Origin of the sequence: Microcystis sp. Msp_OC_L_20101000_S702 (genome assembly GCF_007095705.1) — a bacterium.
Taxonomy (GTDB): domain Bacteria; phylum Cyanobacteriota; class Cyanobacteriia; order Cyanobacteriales; family Microcystaceae; genus Microcystis; species Microcystis ichthyoblabe_A.
Genome location: NZ_SFBO01000158.1, coordinates 1 through 15,217, shown reverse-complemented (window position 1 = coordinate 15,217; position 15,217 = coordinate 1). Strand labels below are relative to the sequence as shown.

The following is a 15,217-nucleotide window of genomic DNA, read 5'->3' as shown; positions in this document are numbered from 1 at the left end:
AAAACATCGTCAACAGCAGAAAGGCTCGGCAAAAGGGTAGAAGTCATGACGTTAACCGCAAAAGATTAATGCGACTATTTTGTGCAAACAATCCCGAATTTTTCAAGGTTTCTATAACAAAAATTAACATTTATACAAGAAACCGGGTTTCTAAATAGGCGTTTTCTCATGGTTTCTTGAAAAAACCATTTTCTCAGTTTCGTGGGTTGTTGCAAGATATGCAATCTGAACGACGTTCATAAATTGTATTTTTATTAGTTTATGGGACACAAACAATTCCTAATCCGGCCATTTGACGAATATGATCATCAAAAGCGAATACCTTAAATATTTGTAAACGATGAGCCATAACTAAAATAGAACAATCTGTGTAACTCCATTTTTTATCATTGTACTTACAGAAAGCTTCCCATATTGCCAGATCATCGCTATCTGACACATTGATATAACGATGATCTTCTCTTAGTATTTGACCCACTTGGATTGAGGCTCGACTAGATACCTTGCTCCGAATCCAAGTCACAGTTTCATCGAATACCGATTCGAGAATAATCCAATTATTATGAGGATTTTCTAAGTAATATTTTTGAGCGCTTTCGTGATGAGTTTCAGATTTGACAAAAAAGGCAATTAAAGCAGACGTATCAACAATAATTTCTTTGTCCACAATTTTTAATAAATAATTTCATCGATGTTTTCAGCGTAGTTAGTTACAACTTGACCCCGATTATCTTGTCCGATAATATATTTAGGCTCAGGTTGGACAATTTCTAAACTTCCACAAAGTTCCCAAGTACGAGTCTTAGTAATATCTGGTAATTCAGCTTGAACATAATTTTCCAAAGCTTTGATAACAATCTCTTGAACCGAGGATTTTTGTTCTTGCAAACGAGATATTAATTCGTCGGGAATTTCGATCAATATTTGAGTCATTGATAAACCTTAGAGATTAACGTTGTTTTACTAACATTATAGCCTGTTTGTGAATTATAACCAAGAGACGCAAATGCAATTACCTGAATCAGTTACCAAAAGGCTAACAACTGTTCACTGATTCAGGTGATTCGCCATAAGTCCAGAAAACGGGTTTCTTCAAGAAACCCGTTTTCTAGATATTGATTTTTGCCAAAGACTGCTTAAATTCTGCGAGAGAATTAGCAGTAGCTGCTAATTTTAGTAGCTCTTCTAAGATAGTAGGGTTAGTCATTTTAAGGAGTTGACATGATTTTTTCCTGAATAATAGGGTGAAAAGTAAACAATTAAGTCCCTAAAGAAGGCACCATCCACACCGATTGAGTGCCGTCGAGGTCGTTATCTGGTCCAATTAGCGCCGGGTTGCGGTAGCCCGGGAGGACGGAGACGGCGAAAACCTCCTCCACGCCGCTATTGAACCAAAAAGTCGCCACCAGTTGACTGGTAGCCAGGTTGACAATAGCCAACCCGCACCGCAATTGATTACGTCGCTCATCCAGGGGTAAACCGCCAAAAATCGCAGTTTCCCGGATTTGGGACAACCCGACAAAGGCGTGACCTTCCCAACAGTCTAAACCCCGGGTAAAACCGGGCAATTCCGCCACGATTTCCGTGCTACCAGTTTGGGGATGCCAACGGTTCAAGGTTCCATAACCGGAATTGAGGAAATAGAGATTACCCTGGTAAAGACGGGGAGAATGGGGCATGGCTAAACCCCGCAAAATCACCTCTCCCCTAGCCACATCAATTAAGCATCCGCCCTGGGCCTTATTCTCTCGCCAGAGGCTTTCCTCGTTGGTTTCCCCCAATGCCGTTACATATACGGGAGTGCCGCTATTTTCAGCCATAGCCAAGCCATTGAGGTGGCAGCGGTCTCCGGGGACTAACTCGGTAATAAAGGGCGGTTTCCACTGGGGTAGAAAACTCCAATTTCCTTCGATAGTTGCCAGACAGTTAAATAGGGTATTGACCACCCAAAGGCGATTACTGCCAAAGGCCAAATCATGACCCATAATCGGACCGGTGAGGTGAGAGGAGCGGGCCAAAAAGGCGATATCCTGTTCCCCTTCCGGTTTAATCTGGGGGGCAATCTCTCGATTAGCGGGTAAATTCCAAATTGCCTGACGAGCGCCCACAGCAATTCCGGTAGCGGTTCGGGTTAAACCCATTGCTTGGTCAAAATGGGCGAAACTCACCCGTATTTGTCCTTTATAAGTGCCAATGCTGGCCACTCGTCCCGCTTGGTAGGTGGAAATCAACACTGAGAGGTCAAGCTGGTTGAGTAATTCCGGCAGATTGAGGCTGTACTCATAATTGACCGGCACTGCTTGGCGCTGAGATGGACTCGCTGCTGGCTCTTGGGTATCTGAAAACTGGTTAGTCTTGGGCGGCAAGCTGTCCATAGAGTTTTTTTTGCATGGATTAGAATCGATTGTGATAATTGATTATTGTTTATGGTTTGTTGACTAAGGGGTTCTAATTAATCCCCCCTTGCCCCCCTTAATAAGGTTTGATCCCCCCTTGCCCCCCTTAATAAGCTGTCCTTTAGTCACATCTTTCTTCCTTGTTGACACCCTTACTGACAAAGAAAAAACTGAAATCAAGTCAGGATAAGGGTTGGAGTGCTTACTGCAAAAATTGTTAAGAAAGATCCCTATAAGGGATAGCTTAATAAGGGGGGTGGTGATGGGTTTCAGTTGGCATTAATGGGTTCTATTATAGACAAATTAATCAATATTATTTATAAAGTTTTCTTAACTTTTTTTGTATCAAATTTACCTGAACGGTAGTATTAAATACTTATGATTGAGTTTGTATAAAACACTTTTGCAATTTAAGCTTGTGTATAAAGTTTTATACACAGATTCAACATTTCTGGTCACTAAGCCACAGCAAATCCCGTATATTTGCGTATTTTAGGATAACGAAAACCCAGGACTATATCTTCTTTGGGAATACCTGCCTCCATCAAATCAGTAGCTATGCCTTCCTCCGTTTCATCACATTGAATCCAGACTTTATCGACAACCAAGCTAAGGTGAATTGGTGTTGCATGGAGATACTTATTGCCACTCCAACCGAAATCTAAAACTAGATAATGTCCTCGTTCATCATCAAATATAACCTGAGAAGTGTAGCCATCAGGTAAAGTAGCACGATAGTTAGCATGATTCTGGAGAACAGTCTTAATAATACCTTGATATTTTAATCGGGTATCCATTGCACGATTACCTCACTTTCATCATCAAAGACAATTAATTTCACAATCTGATTCTTTAGCAATACCTGCCCTAATTCTATACTAAAAACACTGTTAAAAGTTGGCTGAGATATGGCCAGATAAAGAACTCGCTCAACTTTCATCTCGTTAAGGATTTGACGATACAAGACGTACTGCCCCAAAGCTTGCTGTAAATCCTTTACGTCAGACTGTCCTACAAAGCTTTTCACTTCAACGACAATTTTCCGCAATTCTTTCTCCGCACTGATTAAGCGTTCTGCTCCCAAATCAGCGGATAAACGCTTCTTGCCAATTTGAAGTGGAAAAGGATCGTGAGTGATTGCCCACCCGTCCTTCTCTAAAGCAAGTTTTACAGTGTCGTGGTAAATATCTCTTGCAGACACAAAAATTCAGAGGATAAATACTCTAATCAGCAGTATAGCAAATTTTTCTGTTCTCAAGACCTCTTGTAAAAATCAAAAGACGAGTGCCTACAGCAATTCCGGTAGCAGTTCGGGATAATTGACCGGCACTGCTTGGCGCTGAGATGGACTCGCTGCTGGCTCTTGGGTATCTGAAAACTGGTTAGTGTTAGGCGGCAAGCTGTCCATAGAGTTTTTTTTGCATGGATTAGAATCGATTGTGATAATTGATTATTGTCTATGGTTTATTATGGTTTCAGTTGGCATTAATGGGTTCTATTATAGACAAATTAATCAATATTATTTATAAAGTTTTCTTAACTTTTTTTGTATCAAATTTACTTGAACGGGAGCATTAAATATTTATAATTGAGTTTGTGTAAAACACTTTTGCAATTATGGAATTTTGGAATTGACGAAATCTAGCCAAGAATTTAACTTAAGCTTATTCTTTTGGATATAAACTTGATTCTAGAAAAACTATTGGTAATCAGAAAATGCTGACTTCATCGCCTCCCAATCTCTCGCAACTTGCCCTTTTATTTCTCAAAATCGGCATTATCGGTTTTGGTGGTCCGGCTGCCCATATCGCTTTAATGGAGGAAGAAGTGGTTAAGCGTCGCGGTTGGATGACTAAGGAGCGATTTCTCGATTTGGTGGGGGCAACTAATCTGATTCCTGGTCCTAATTCCACGGAAATGGCTATTCATATCGGTTATATTTTTGGTGGTTTAGCGGGTTTAATAATCACGGGGGTTTGTTTTATCACTCCTGCGGTGTTAATTACGGGTTTTCTAGCTTGGATTTATACTACCTACGGGACTTTACCGGATGTGGCTCCGATTTTTGCGGGGATTAAACCGGTAGTAATTGCGGTGATTTTTCAGGCCCTCTGGCGCTTAGGCAAAAAGGCACTGAAAACCCGTCAATTACTCTTCATCGGATTGGGAGTTATCGGATTATTAATCTTAGGTTTAAATGAAATTATCGCTTTACTGTTAGGGGGAATTATCGGGATGTTTATCCTAAAAAAATTCGCTACTTTCCCCCTGATTGTGGCAGGAATAGGCGGTGCAACGGCGGTTGCTGCTCCTAGCAATATCCCACCGACATTAACAGGATTAGGGCTATTTTTTCTCAAGGTGGGTAGTGTTTTATTTGGTAGTGGTTATGTGTTAGTTGCCTTTTTAGAAGCGGATTTAGTGCAGGGGAGAGGATGGTTAACCCGACAACAATTATTAGATGCTATTGCTATCGGCCAATTTACCCCTGGTCCGGTGTTATCTACAGCCACTTTTATCGGTTATCAAATATTAGGAGTATCGGGGGCAATTGTGGCAACTCTAGCGATTTTCTTTCCTTCTTTTATCTTTGTTTTATTACTTAATCCTCTCATTCCTAAGCTGAGAGAATCGGTTTGGGCGGGTGCTTTTTTAGATGCAATTAATGCTAGTGCCGTGGCTTTAATGGTAGCAGTAATTTTTAATTTAGCTCTAGCTACTTGGTTACAACCCTACGGGAATTTACCTTTTAATTTATTGGCTATCATTCTATCTATTGTTTCTGGTATTCTTTTACTACGTTTTCAGGTTAATTCTACTTGGTTAATTATTGCTGGTGCGCTTATTGGGTTGCTCTTAAAACAATTAGGTTAGGGGGAAATAAGTCAATGGTTCTAATTGAATATTAAGATAGATTTTGCCTTTGATCCCCCCTTAATCCCCCCTTAATAAGGGGGGCGCTGATCCCCCCTTAATCCCCCCTTAATAAGGGTTGATCCCCCCTTGATACCCGCTTAATAAGGGGGGTGCTGATCCCCCCTTAATCCCCCTTTAATAAGGGGGGCGCTGATTCGTTAAACTGAGCTTTTCTACCCAGTTATAAATCTGATCGCGATTTAGTCTATAGCTTAGAGGATGGGCGATTAATCGAGCGCTACTAGCAAATAATTCGGCAATTTCTACTAAACCATTTTCGCGTAAAGTTCGACCGGTAGAAACTAGGTCAACTATCGCTTCTGACATCCCCGTAATCGGGCCTAATTCTACGGAACCATAGAGAGGTATAATCTCGACGGGAATATCTAAACGACGAAAATAATCCTTAGCACAATTGACAAATTTTGAGGCAACTTTACCGTGATGGGGAATATCTAAGGGACTTTGATAGGGACTATCAGCCGGGACAGCTACCGACATCCGACAATAACCAAATCTTAGGTCAATTAAATTAGCCACATCGGGAGATTTTTCCAATAAAATATCATAACCGGCGATGCCTAATTGTGCCTGACCGTATTCTACATAAACTGGTACATCTGTGGCTCTGACTAATAACGCTTTCGCTTGGTTAGTGGGGTCGGTAATCTGTAATTGGCGATTTTTTGAGTCAAGAAAGGCACTAAAATCTAAGCCAATTTTCTGAAATATTTGGATACTTTCGTTTAGTAAAGCACCCTTCGGTAAGGCAATTGTTAGCATAGAGGGAATTATGAATTGGGGTGTGGGGTTTTTCAGTGAACAGTAAACAGTAATCAGTAATCAGTAATCAGTGAACTGAAAATTCGCCTCTGATAACCGAGATGGCAGTAAGTTCTCTAATGACCACATCAGCTAATTGTAAATCTTGATGGTTTTCTGGTTGCCAACTAATTGCGATCGCAGCTGCTGATTTTGCCTGTTTAGCCATTTCCCAATCGGCCCTAGTGTCCCCCACCATCAGGGTTTTGTCCACTGGGGTCCCCAAAGCTTGACAGGTTTCTTGCAATAATAAGGGATCGGGTTTACTTAAACCTCGATCGCAGCCCCAGGCAATTTTAACATAATTTAATAGGCAATTTTCCTTGACAAATTGCTCAACTCGTGCTGTGGTATCGGAGGAAAGAATCGCCAATTGTAAACCGGCCGCGTGCAGATAACGAATTACTTCTAAACATTGGGGATAGAGGGGATTTAAGCGGGGGGGAACCTTTTCATCGGCCGCTTGGAAGGCCGCTTTTGCGATCGCCATGGCCGTTAACCAATCCCGACCAGTGGAAGCAATACAACCGGCAGCGGCGATATGATTATCTCTGCGGCTGCCCACTGCCATTAAACCAGCAGGATTGAGACTATTTGCCCCAATACCGAAAGTTTTAGTTAATAAAGACTCTAAACCAGGGATTTGTGATTCAATGGCTTGTATCCGGGCTATAGCTCGATCGTACCAGAAAGCTCGCGAATCCTCTAGCGTACCGTCCTTATCAAAAACAATCCCTTGAATATCTCTAAATTCTCGATTACCACAGCGAATTATCGGCAAATAAACCTCCTTATTTTTATCTATATTGTCAGTCATCATTTTAGCTTTCAGGATTAAGGAGACAGGATTAAGGAGACAGGAGATTATTTCTATTTATTCTCCCCATCCCCCCACTACCCCACTACCCTACACCCCACACCCCACACCCCACACCCCACACCCCACTACCCCACACCCCACTACCCCACACCCCACTTTCCTATACCTTTTAAACAGGATTTAGTATTATTCCTCAAAAGCGGCTTTTTGCTGACGGACTAAATCGACACCGCGGGAAGTTCCCAGACGGGTGGCCCCGGCCCGGATAAGAGCGATCGCTTGTTCTAGGGTGCGAATTCCGCCGGATGCTTTAATTCCTACTCGGCCTTTGCTAATTTCCTTGAGAAACTTCACATCGCTAACCGTTGCACCTCCAAACCAGCCGGTACTGGTTTTTAGATAACTCACTCCTGCATCCATGCAAATCTCCGCCGCTAAACGTTTCTCGGTGTCTGTTAGTTGCGAGGTTTCCAGAATCGCTTTTACCGTCTGGCCGGTTTCCTGACAAATACTAGCAATTTCTTGGAATAATTGCTCAGATTTCCCATCTTTTAGCCAACCGAGATTAATAACCACATCTAACTCCTTGGCACCATTATCTACGGCTTCTAAAGCCTCATAACGTTTAACTGCGGAGGTAGTGGCCCCTGCGGGAAAACCAATCACGGTAGAAACTAAAGTTTTTTTGCCGTGGAGTAACTGCACCGCTTGCTTAACGGCGGCGGGATAAACGCAGACGGTGGGAAAATGATATTGATCAGCCTGTTGACAGTAAGCCTCTAATTGTTCCCTGGTGGCGGTGGGGATGAGGAGAGAATGGTCGATATATTGTGCTAAATCTAGATCAGAATCGGTGATAGCCATTATCTACGCCTCAATATAGTCAATCGATCGCTATTTTCTCATTTTATGGAAGTCACACAATAAAGTCATCTCTCGCTAACCTAGAAATTCCGAGACTAGCAAAAATCCAGTAACCTAGGAAGAAACCGTCACAAGTGAAGACTAGGAGACAATAGACCTATGTTAGAAGCGTATCATCAGCACGTTGCCGACCGAGCGAAATTAGGTATCCCTCCCCTTCCCCTCAACGCTCAACAAACGGCGGAATTATGCGAAATACTCAAAAATCCGTCCGAAGAACTCAAAGGAGAATTGCTGACCCTGCTGCGTGACCGTGTTCCCCCCGGAGTTGATGAAGCGGCCTACGTTAAAGCGGGATTTTTAACAGGAATTGCCAAAGGTGAAATAAAATCTAGCGTTATCTCTCCCCAAGGTGCGGTTAGCTTACTGGGAACCATGGTCGGTGGTTATAACGTTCATTCTCTGATTGAACTGCTGAAATCCAGAGATATTAATATCGCCGCCGCCGCTGCCAGCGCTTTAAGTAAAACCCTGCTGGTATTCGACGCATTTAACGAGGTTTTGGAATTATCCGACACCAATCCCTATGCTAAACAGGTCATCGATGCTTGGGCCAATGGCGCTTGGTTTATCGCTAAACCGAAACTTGCTAAAGAAATTACCGTCACCGTTTTCAAAGTCCCGGGAGAAACCAATACAGATGACCTATCTCCCGCTCCCCATGCCACCACCCGGCCCGATATTCCCCTCCATGCCTTGGTAATGTTAGAAACCCGTCAACCGGGGTCTTTAGAAACCATTGCCGAATTGAAAAAATTAGGCCATCCGGTCGCCTATGTGGGGGATGTGGTTGGGACTGGTTCCAGCCGAAAATCGGCAATTAACTCGGTTCTCTGGCATATCGGCGATGATATTCCCTTTGTACCTAATAAACGTGCTGGTGGCTATATTTTAGGTAGTAAAATCGCCCCTATCTTCTTTAATACTGCTGAAGATTCCGGCGCTTTACCGATTGAATGCGATGTTAGCCAAATGAACACGGGGGATGTGATTAAAATCTATCCCTACGAAGGCAAAATCACCAACGAAGCGGGCGCAACTATTAGCACTTTTAGCCTCAAACCTGAGACAATTCTGGATGAAGTGCGGGCCGGCGGTCGTATTCCCCTCTTAATCGGTCGCAGTCTCACCGATAAAACCCGTCACGCCTTGGGACTTGAGGCTAGTACCCTATTTACCCGTCCCACTATGCCTAGTGACACGGGTAAAGGTTACACCCTAGCGCAAAAAATGGTCGGCAAAGCTTGCGGTTTACCCGGGGTGCGGCCGGGTACTTCCTGTGACCCGATTATGACTACGGTAGGGTCTCAGGATACCACTGGTCCGATGACCAGAGACGAGTTAAAAGAGTTAGCCTGTTTAGGTTTTAGCGCCGATTTAGTCATGCAGAGTTTCTGTCACACGGCAGCCTATCCGAAACCGGTTGATATTCAAACTCATCACCAATTACCAGACTTTTTCTCTACCCGGGGTGGGGTGGCTTTACGTCCGGGAGATGGCATTATTCACTCCTGGTTAAATCGGATGTTATTGCCGGATACGGTGGGGACTGGAGGCGATTCTCATACTCGTTTTCCCCTGGGAATTTCCTTTCCTGCGGGGTCGGGTTTAGTGGCATTTGCGGCCGCTTTGGGAGTAATGCCTTTGGATATGCCGGAATCGGTTTTAGTGCGTTTTACGGGGGAATTACAACCAGGTGTAACTCTGCGCGATATTGTTAATGCTATTCCCTACGTTGCCATGCAAGAGGGCAAATTAACCGTGGAAAAACAGAACAAAAAAAATGTTTTTAACGGTCGCATTATGGAGATGGAAGGGCTGCCGGATTTGAAATTAGAGCAGGCTTTTGAGTTAACCGATGCCACGGCGGAACGTTCCTGTGCTGGTTGTACGATTAAGTTAAGTACCGAGACAGTGGCGGAATATTTACGCTCTAATGTGGCTCTGTTAAAAAATATGGCAGCTCGGGGTTATAGTGATGCCAAAACTATCCTACGTCGGGTAGCAAAAATGGAACAATGGTTAGCTAATCCCGTCCTGATGGAGGCGGATAAGGATGCCGAATATGCGGATATTATCACCATCAACTTAAGCGAGATTAAAGAACCCATTGTCGCGGCACCCAATGACCCCGATAATATCAAGTTAATGTCGGAATGCGCCGGGGATAAAATTGATGAGGTGTTCATCGGTTCTTGTATGACTAATATTGGTCATTATCGCGCCGCCGCTAAGATATTAGAAGGAGCGGGAGTTGCTAAGGCTAAACTGTGGATTTGTCCCCCCACCCGCATGGATGAAAAACAATTGCGCGATGAGGGAATGTACGGCATTTTTGCCGCTTCTGGGGCGCGCACCGAGATGCCTGGATGTTCCCTTTGTATGGGTAATCAAGCGCGGGTTGAAGACAGAGCGACGGTATTTTCTACCTCGACTCGTAACTTCAATAATCGCATGGGAAAAGATGCGCGAGTCTATCTCGGTTCCGCAGAATTAGCGGCGGTTTGTGCGCTGCTAGGACGCATTCCCACCGTCGAGGAATACCTCGCAATTGTCACCGAGAAAATTAATCCTTTTGCCAGCGAGTTATACCGCTATTTGAACTTTAATGAAATCGCTGGTTTTGAGGATGAAGGCCGGGTAATTCCCCTAGAAGATTTACCTAAGATTGAGGATATCTTAGGGATTCCTTCTGGTGTTTTAAGTTAGTTGACCGGTTATGGGTCATTTCGATCGAGGCGAAAGATTTCTTTTGATTTCGATCAAGATGACCCCTCTAACGATCGAATTTTCGACAATTATAGGATTTTTTTCGATATACGGAATGACAACTCGATAAAATAAAAATATGAAATTCGAGTGGGATCGACAAAAGAACCGAGCGAATATCATCAAGCACGATCTAGACTTCGCGGACGCGCAGCGGATATTTGAACATCCCATTCGAGTTTCCCTTGACGAACGAGAAAATTATGGCGAAGATCGATTGATAGGAATCGGTACGCTCGATGGCCGAGTGGTAGTTGTCGTTGGGAGCATCTCACCTTTGCAATGAGCATAAATACTTAGTGGAAAAATAGGCTTTTCGAGGGTAATTCTTGTTTTAATTCTCCATGTACGCAGTCTTTAAAAGCCTCTATTTCGTTCCAAGACACGATTAAGAGTGGCTTTTAGGCTAAGTATAATTACTTATCGCGTAAGTGAGATGCTCCCGTTGTCGTTTTTACAGAACCGAGTAGAGATACAATTCGTATTATTTCACTTCGTAAAGCTTTACCCTATGAACGAAAACGATATGAACAATACCTCCGAGACGAATTGGGAGAAAGTTGACGCTCTTACGGAAGAGGAAATCGACACATCCGATATTCCGCCCTTAACCGAGGAGTTTTTTAGTAAATCGCGGTGGTGGAAACCTGTAGAGAAAGTAAATGTTCTTGTTCAAGTAGATCCCGAAACCCTAGCTTGGTTTCAATCACAGGGCGAGGATTGTGAACAAAAAATGTCCGCCGCTTTACGGATTTATGCGGAGGCTCACAAAGTATAGTCAAGTTTAGTTCGGGTACAAGCCACACAATAAAAAAGTTCGCTATCATTTTGAGCGGGATGAAAAGCCACACAATCTCATTTACCAATAAATCGCCTTAAATGAAATGATAAAAGTGAGTACGAAAAATTATGATTATAGATGTACCGACTGGAGATGATTTTAAATCCGCTGGCATTGATTTTTTAAATCTGGCTTGGGATAAGCTGATAAGTTTATCTACAACACTTGCGGAATATTTTTATAATGTGTATTATAGCGATGAGAATGAAGAAGTAATCGATCAATTGTCATCTGAGCAATATTGGAAACAAGCACAACGTCCATTGAGTACAGCCCTTTCCCTTATTCAACAAGGAACCGAATTTCTCTTAAAAGGTCATATTGCTACAGTTAGCCCGTATTTACTAATTTCAGGAGATCCGAGTAATTATCCCAGTAAATCTCATGAGCGCAATATCCGTTTTAGTGAATTTAAAACAATTGATGCACAGGATTTAGTCAAAGTTTATAATACCGTATCGACTGATCGATTACCAGATAACTTTCGACAAAGATTTGAAGATTTGAGAAGCAAGCGAAATATAATTATGCACACTGTAGATCCTGAATTATATATAAAAACTAAAGAGCTGTTTGTTGAAATTCTAGAAATTTGTCATTATTTGATAGAGCCAAACTCGTGGATAAAAATTCGAGGACAATTCATTCAAAATGTACCTGAATCTGTTCTATATAGCCCTGAAACCAGAGAATTATATAATTGGCTGGCTTTAGAAATAAACCTTGTAATTGATTTATTAACACCTTCAGAAAATAATAAATATTTTAATTTTAATAAAAAAACAAGACGTTATTTCTGTCCTAGTTGTTATAGTGGTTTTAGGGAAGATTACGAAGACGAACAGATTCCAAGATTAGCTCAACTAATACCTAATGAACCAACTAGCAACACTATTTATTGCCTTGTATGTAATGAATCTTATGAAGTATTGCGGGAAGATTGCACAGCTGAAGATTGTCTGGGTAATGTCATAGATCCTGATAATGATACATGTCTTACCTGTGGTTCGGACAATTTTCGAGATTAATTGTTGAAATTGTAATAAATATCTTGTATGTATTAATTTCTTTATTTTTTTAATCGGACAAGAAATTTATGAAAAGTTTTTCGCTCAAGCTGCCATACAAATAATCTTGCAAAAGTATCAAATTTTATTGTTAATTGTTGACACTAATCAGGAGGAATCGTCCAATGGATAAACTAAATTGTTATCAAAACATAATCAAGAAAATTCTCACAGAATATGCAGAAATTTTCTCACAAGTACCCGATCAAGACATAGAAGAAATATTGATGTTTGACGATAATAGAAGCCAATATCTTTGGTTTAATATTGGCTGGAAAAATGGCAAACAAATAAAGCTATTTCCGTTTATCTTCGTCTAAAAAATGACAAAATTTATATGGAAGAAGATGAGACAGAAGCAGGTATCGCCACGGAATTAATGCGCTTAGGAATTCCCAGCAGTGAGATAGTTTTAGCTTTTCAACCTCCCGAAGTGCGACAGTTTACCGAATTTGCGATCGCCTAAAAATTATTCTTTACTTTCTCGTCAGATGAGGAGTCGCTAAAATCGAGTATTTAAATATACTTGTTTCTCGGTCATTGCTGCCACTTCATCCTTGACTCGCCGGTTCAAGAGTTAGGTATTTTCCGAGCAAAAGTGCTACAATGTAATCTTAGGGCTCAAAATAATCAAGGAGAAGAGCATGGTCAGCAAAATTGATCGCCAAGCATTTTTACAATCCTTAATCGTGCCACCGGGTAAAGAAATTTCTCTGCACAAAGACTACGATGCCCGGTTTAAGCCAGACTACATTACCAAAGAAGATGCCACCCTGCTGCTGCAACAGGGGATCGAAAAAATGGCCGAGTTTCAAGATAAACTCTATGCCCAGGATACCTATGCTCTGTTAATTAATCTGCAAGCCATGGATGCGGCGGGTAAAGATGGTACAATTAGACACGTTATGTCGGGTTTAAATCCCCAAGGCTGTCAGGTATTTAGCTTTAAAGTTCCCTCGGCTGAAGAACTAGATCACGATTATCTCTGGCGATATTATAAAGCTTTACCGGAGCGGGGTCGTATCGGCATTTTTAATCGTTCCTACTACGAAGAATTATTAGTCGTGCGCGTCCATCAAGATTTATTGGAACGGCAAAAACTCCCCCTGGAAGACAGAACTAAGAAAGTTTGGCAGCGACGTTTTGAGGAGATTAATAATTTTGAAAAATATCTAGTTAACAATGGGGTTATTGTCCTGAAATTCTTTCTCAATGTTTCTAAAGGGGAACAGAAAAAACGATTTTTAGAAAGAATTGATCGCCCCGAAAAAAACTGGAAGTTTTCCGAAAATGATGTCAAAGAAAGAGCTTTTTGGGATGATTACACGAAAGCCTACGAAGAGGTATTCAATCATACCAGTACCGAGTGGGCCCCCTGGTATATTATCCCGGCTGATCGCAAATGGTTTACCCGTTTAGCTGTGGGGGCGGTTATTTATCACACCCTCGAATCCCTCGGTTTACGATATCCCACCGTCACCGAAGAACATCGCCAAGCTTTACTGAAAGCCAAAGAAATCCTGGAAAATGAGCAGGATTAAAAATGGAAGAAAATCCCCAAAAAGCGATAATTGCCAGAAAATCGGTCATAAGCTAAGACGTATGTTAACCGCCTATCCTTAGATTAGCTGAATCTCCCCTAGTCCCTTCTGAAATGACTATAAAATAACAAAACTGGTATATAAATGGGGAGAGTGCATGGATTGTTGTGCAACCCTATTTTGATGGGGGAACATTAGAATCATCGAATCCATGACCAGCGACAAAAGCCCGCAGAGCTATTTTGTCTGGGGGTCTGTCTGAGGGCAGACTAGATGCCCTTGAATATTCTAATCAAATAGGAGTAAAACCGATGAACACAAGCATTTAAACCATTCATGCCCGAGAAATTCTCGACTCTCGTGGCAATCCGATGGTTGAAGTTGATGTCATTTTGACGGACAAGAGCAAGGGTCGAGCGGCAGTACCTTCTGGAGCATCTACGGGGAGTAGGGAAGCTCTGGAATTACGGGATGGCGATCCTACTCACTACGGTGGCAAGGGCGTTCTCAAAGCGGTGGCCCACGTCAATGGTGCGATCGCTGCTGCCCTCAAGGGAATGGATGCCACTGACCAAAGTGCTGTCGATCAGAAAATGCTAGAGTTAGACGGCACTGAATTTAAGGCGAACTTGGGCGCTAATGCCATTCTGGGAGTTTCAATGGCGGTGGCCAGGGCGGCAGCAACTTCTAAGGGTCAACCCCTTTATCAATATCTTGGCAGCACTGAGGCGACTCTACTGCCAACTCCCTGCTTTAACATTCTCAATGGTGGAGTTCACGCCGACAACAGTGTTGATTTTCAGGAATACAAGCTAGTTCCCGTCGGTGCTACCACCTTTGCTGAAGCGTTGCGCATGGGGGCAGAGGTTTACCACGCCCTGAAATCAATTTTGAAACAAAAAGGTTGTAGTACCGGGGTCGGCGATGAAGGCGGCTTTGCCCCTGACCTTAAGTCCAATGTAGAAGCCATCGAGCTAATTCTAGAAGGAATTGACAAGGCAGGATAGTTACTAATTCTGTACGCAAATATTGCATCTAGAATTAGCTTTGTACGCTTTGACCCGTACTGGGTTAACTACGAACCTCTCTATCGGATTCCCGCTAAAGGCGGCCTCTCCGAC

Annotated in this window: 16 protein-coding genes and 2 pseudogenes; 9 read left to right on the top strand and 9 right to left on the bottom strand. The window is 42.5% G+C overall.

The window, feature by feature from the left end:
- Window positions 1-259: 259 nt before the first annotated feature.
- The 6 genes and pseudogenes from EWV60_RS16935 to EWV60_RS23310 form a co-directional block, all read right to left on the bottom strand.
- Window positions 260-667: a type II toxin-antitoxin system VapC family toxin gene (locus tag EWV60_RS16935; protein ID WP_002761361.1), complete on the bottom strand. Its 408-nt coding sequence runs from the start codon at window positions 665-667 to the stop codon at window positions 260-262.
- Window positions 668-672: 5 nt separating this feature from the next.
- Window positions 673-933: a hypothetical protein gene (locus EWV60_RS16930; protein WP_002733873.1), complete on the bottom strand. Its 261-nt coding sequence runs from the start codon at window positions 931-933 to the stop codon at window positions 673-675.
- Window positions 934-1,259: 326 nt separating this feature from the next.
- Complete coding sequence (locus EWV60_RS16925) at window positions 1,260-2,375, bottom strand: TIGR03032 family protein (protein WP_287233563.1); 1,116 nt, start codon at window positions 2,373-2,375, stop codon at window positions 1,260-1,262.
- A 479-nt stretch (window positions 2,376-2,854) separates the two neighbouring features.
- Complete coding sequence (locus tag EWV60_RS16920; RefSeq protein WP_002732736.1) at window positions 2,855-3,193, bottom strand: XisI protein; 339 nt, start codon at window positions 3,191-3,193, stop codon at window positions 2,855-2,857.
- Window positions 3,178-3,597, bottom strand: a complete 420-nt coding sequence (locus EWV60_RS16915; RefSeq protein ID WP_002764234.1) for an element excision factor XisH family protein — start codon at window positions 3,595-3,597, stop codon at window positions 3,178-3,180. The genes EWV60_RS16920 and EWV60_RS16915 overlap by 16 nt, the downstream gene beginning before the upstream one ends.
- Before the next feature lie 93 nt (window positions 3,598-3,690).
- Window positions 3,691-3,804 (bottom strand): annotated as a pseudogene (locus EWV60_RS23310) (TIGR03032 family protein); the annotation flags it as partial.
- Window positions 3,805-4,112: 308 nt separating this feature from the next.
- On the opposite strand from EWV60_RS23310, the gene chrA reads away from it, so the two are divergent.
- A complete protein-coding gene (gene chrA / locus EWV60_RS16910) occupies window positions 4,113-5,270 on the top strand; it encodes a chromate efflux transporter (RefSeq protein WP_103111247.1) in 1,158 nt (385 codons plus the stop codon).
- A 177-nt stretch (window positions 5,271-5,447) separates the two neighbouring features.
- Here chrA and hisG read toward each other — a convergent pair whose 3' ends face one another.
- The 3 genes from hisG to deoC all read right to left on the bottom strand — a co-directional run bounded on the left by hisG (window position 5,448) and on the right by deoC (window position 7,818).
- The gene (hisG, locus tag EWV60_RS16905; RefSeq protein ID WP_287233557.1) at window positions 5,448-6,095 is read right to left on the bottom strand and encodes an ATP phosphoribosyltransferase; all 648 of its coding nucleotides are present in this window, start codon (window positions 6,093-6,095) and stop codon (window positions 5,448-5,450) included.
- A gap of 67 nt (window positions 6,096-6,162) precedes the next feature.
- Window positions 6,163-6,954 carry an HAD family hydrolase gene (locus EWV60_RS16900; RefSeq protein WP_287233555.1) on the bottom strand — a complete coding sequence of 264 codons (792 nt, stop codon included), beginning with the start codon at window positions 6,952-6,954 and terminating at the stop codon, window positions 6,163-6,165.
- A 186-nt stretch (window positions 6,955-7,140) separates the two neighbouring features.
- Window positions 7,141-7,818, bottom strand: coding sequence for a deoxyribose-phosphate aldolase (gene deoC, locus EWV60_RS16895; protein WP_287233552.1), 678 nt, complete (start codon window positions 7,816-7,818; stop codon window positions 7,141-7,143).
- Window positions 7,819-7,977: 159 nt separating this feature from the next.
- Here deoC and acnB point away from each other — a divergent pair, with 159 nt between their 5' ends.
- From acnB to eno, 8 genes and pseudogenes are all read left to right on the top strand, one after another.
- Complete coding sequence (acnB, locus tag EWV60_RS16890) at window positions 7,978-10,587, top strand: bifunctional aconitate hydratase 2/2-methylisocitrate dehydratase (RefSeq protein ID WP_287233549.1); 2,610 nt, start codon at window positions 7,978-7,980, stop codon at window positions 10,585-10,587.
- A gap of 139 nt (window positions 10,588-10,726) precedes the next feature.
- Window positions 10,727-10,933, top strand: a complete 207-nt coding sequence (locus EWV60_RS16885; protein WP_287233548.1) for a BrnT family toxin — start codon at window positions 10,727-10,729, stop codon at window positions 10,931-10,933.
- Between the two features lie 225 nt (window positions 10,934-11,158).
- Window positions 11,159-11,425 carry a BrnA antitoxin family protein gene (locus EWV60_RS16880; protein WP_002746336.1) on the top strand — a complete coding sequence of 89 codons (267 nt, stop codon included), beginning with the start codon at window positions 11,159-11,161 and terminating at the stop codon, window positions 11,423-11,425.
- 131 nt (window positions 11,426-11,556) lie between these two features.
- The gene (locus EWV60_RS16875) at window positions 11,557-12,516 is read left to right on the top strand and encodes a hypothetical protein (RefSeq protein ID WP_287233545.1); all 960 of its coding nucleotides are present in this window, start codon (window positions 11,557-11,559) and stop codon (window positions 12,514-12,516) included.
- 31 nt (window positions 12,517-12,547) lie between these two features.
- Entirely contained in the window at window positions 12,548-12,688 is a 141-nt protein-coding gene (locus EWV60_RS23300; RefSeq protein WP_194015211.1) for an element excision factor XisH family protein, read from the top strand.
- Window positions 12,681-13,021: pseudogene (locus EWV60_RS16870) on the top strand (XisI protein). The gene EWV60_RS23300 and the pseudogene EWV60_RS16870 overlap by 8 nt, the downstream one beginning before the upstream one ends.
- Window positions 13,022-13,199: 178 nt before the next feature.
- Window positions 13,200-14,096: a polyphosphate kinase 2 family protein gene (locus EWV60_RS16865; RefSeq protein ID WP_287233542.1), complete on the top strand. Its 897-nt coding sequence runs from the start codon at window positions 13,200-13,202 to the stop codon at window positions 14,094-14,096.
- A 332-nt stretch (window positions 14,097-14,428) separates the two neighbouring features.
- Window positions 14,429-15,103 (top strand): phosphopyruvate hydratase, encoded by a 675-nt coding sequence (gene eno, locus EWV60_RS16860; protein WP_502705830.1) that lies wholly within the window; start codon window positions 14,429-14,431, stop codon window positions 15,101-15,103.
- Window positions 15,104-15,217 lie beyond the last annotated feature (114 nt).

What these genes read in the sequence shown, in the direction of transcription:
- EWV60_RS16930 (WP_002733873.1), bottom strand. Translation starts at nt 933, where the DNA reads ATGACTCAAATATTGATCGAAATTCCCGACGAATTAATATCTCGTTTG.
- EWV60_RS16925 (WP_287233563.1), bottom strand. Translation starts at nt 2,375, where the DNA reads ATGGACAGCTTGCCGCCCAAGACTAACCAGTTTTCAGATACCCAAGAG.
- EWV60_RS16920 (WP_002732736.1), bottom strand. Translation starts at nt 3,193, where the DNA reads ATGGATACCCGATTAAAATATCAAGGTATTATTAAGACTGTTCTCCAG.
- chrA (WP_103111247.1), top strand. Translation starts at nt 4,113, where the DNA reads ATGCTGACTTCATCGCCTCCCAATCTCTCGCAACTTGCCCTTTTATTT.
- hisG (WP_287233557.1), bottom strand. Translation starts at nt 6,095, where the DNA reads ATGCTAACAATTGCCTTACCGAAGGGTGCTTTACTAAACGAAAGTATC.
- EWV60_RS16900 (WP_287233555.1), bottom strand. Translation starts at nt 6,954, where the DNA reads ATGATGACTGACAATATAGATAAAAATAAGGAGGTTTATTTGCCGATA.
- deoC (WP_287233552.1), bottom strand. Translation starts at nt 7,818, where the DNA reads ATGGCTATCACCGATTCTGATCTAGATTTAGCACAATATATCGACCAT.
- acnB (WP_287233549.1), top strand. Translation starts at nt 7,978, where the DNA reads ATGTTAGAAGCGTATCATCAGCACGTTGCCGACCGAGCGAAATTAGGT.
- EWV60_RS16885 (WP_287233548.1), top strand. Translation starts at nt 10,727, where the DNA reads ATGAAATTCGAGTGGGATCGACAAAAGAACCGAGCGAATATCATCAAG.
- EWV60_RS16880 (WP_002746336.1), top strand. Translation starts at nt 11,159, where the DNA reads ATGAACGAAAACGATATGAACAATACCTCCGAGACGAATTGGGAGAAA.
- EWV60_RS16875 (WP_287233545.1), top strand. Translation starts at nt 11,557, where the DNA reads ATGATTATAGATGTACCGACTGGAGATGATTTTAAATCCGCTGGCATT.
- EWV60_RS16865 (WP_287233542.1), top strand. Translation starts at nt 13,200, where the DNA reads ATGGTCAGCAAAATTGATCGCCAAGCATTTTTACAATCCTTAATCGTG.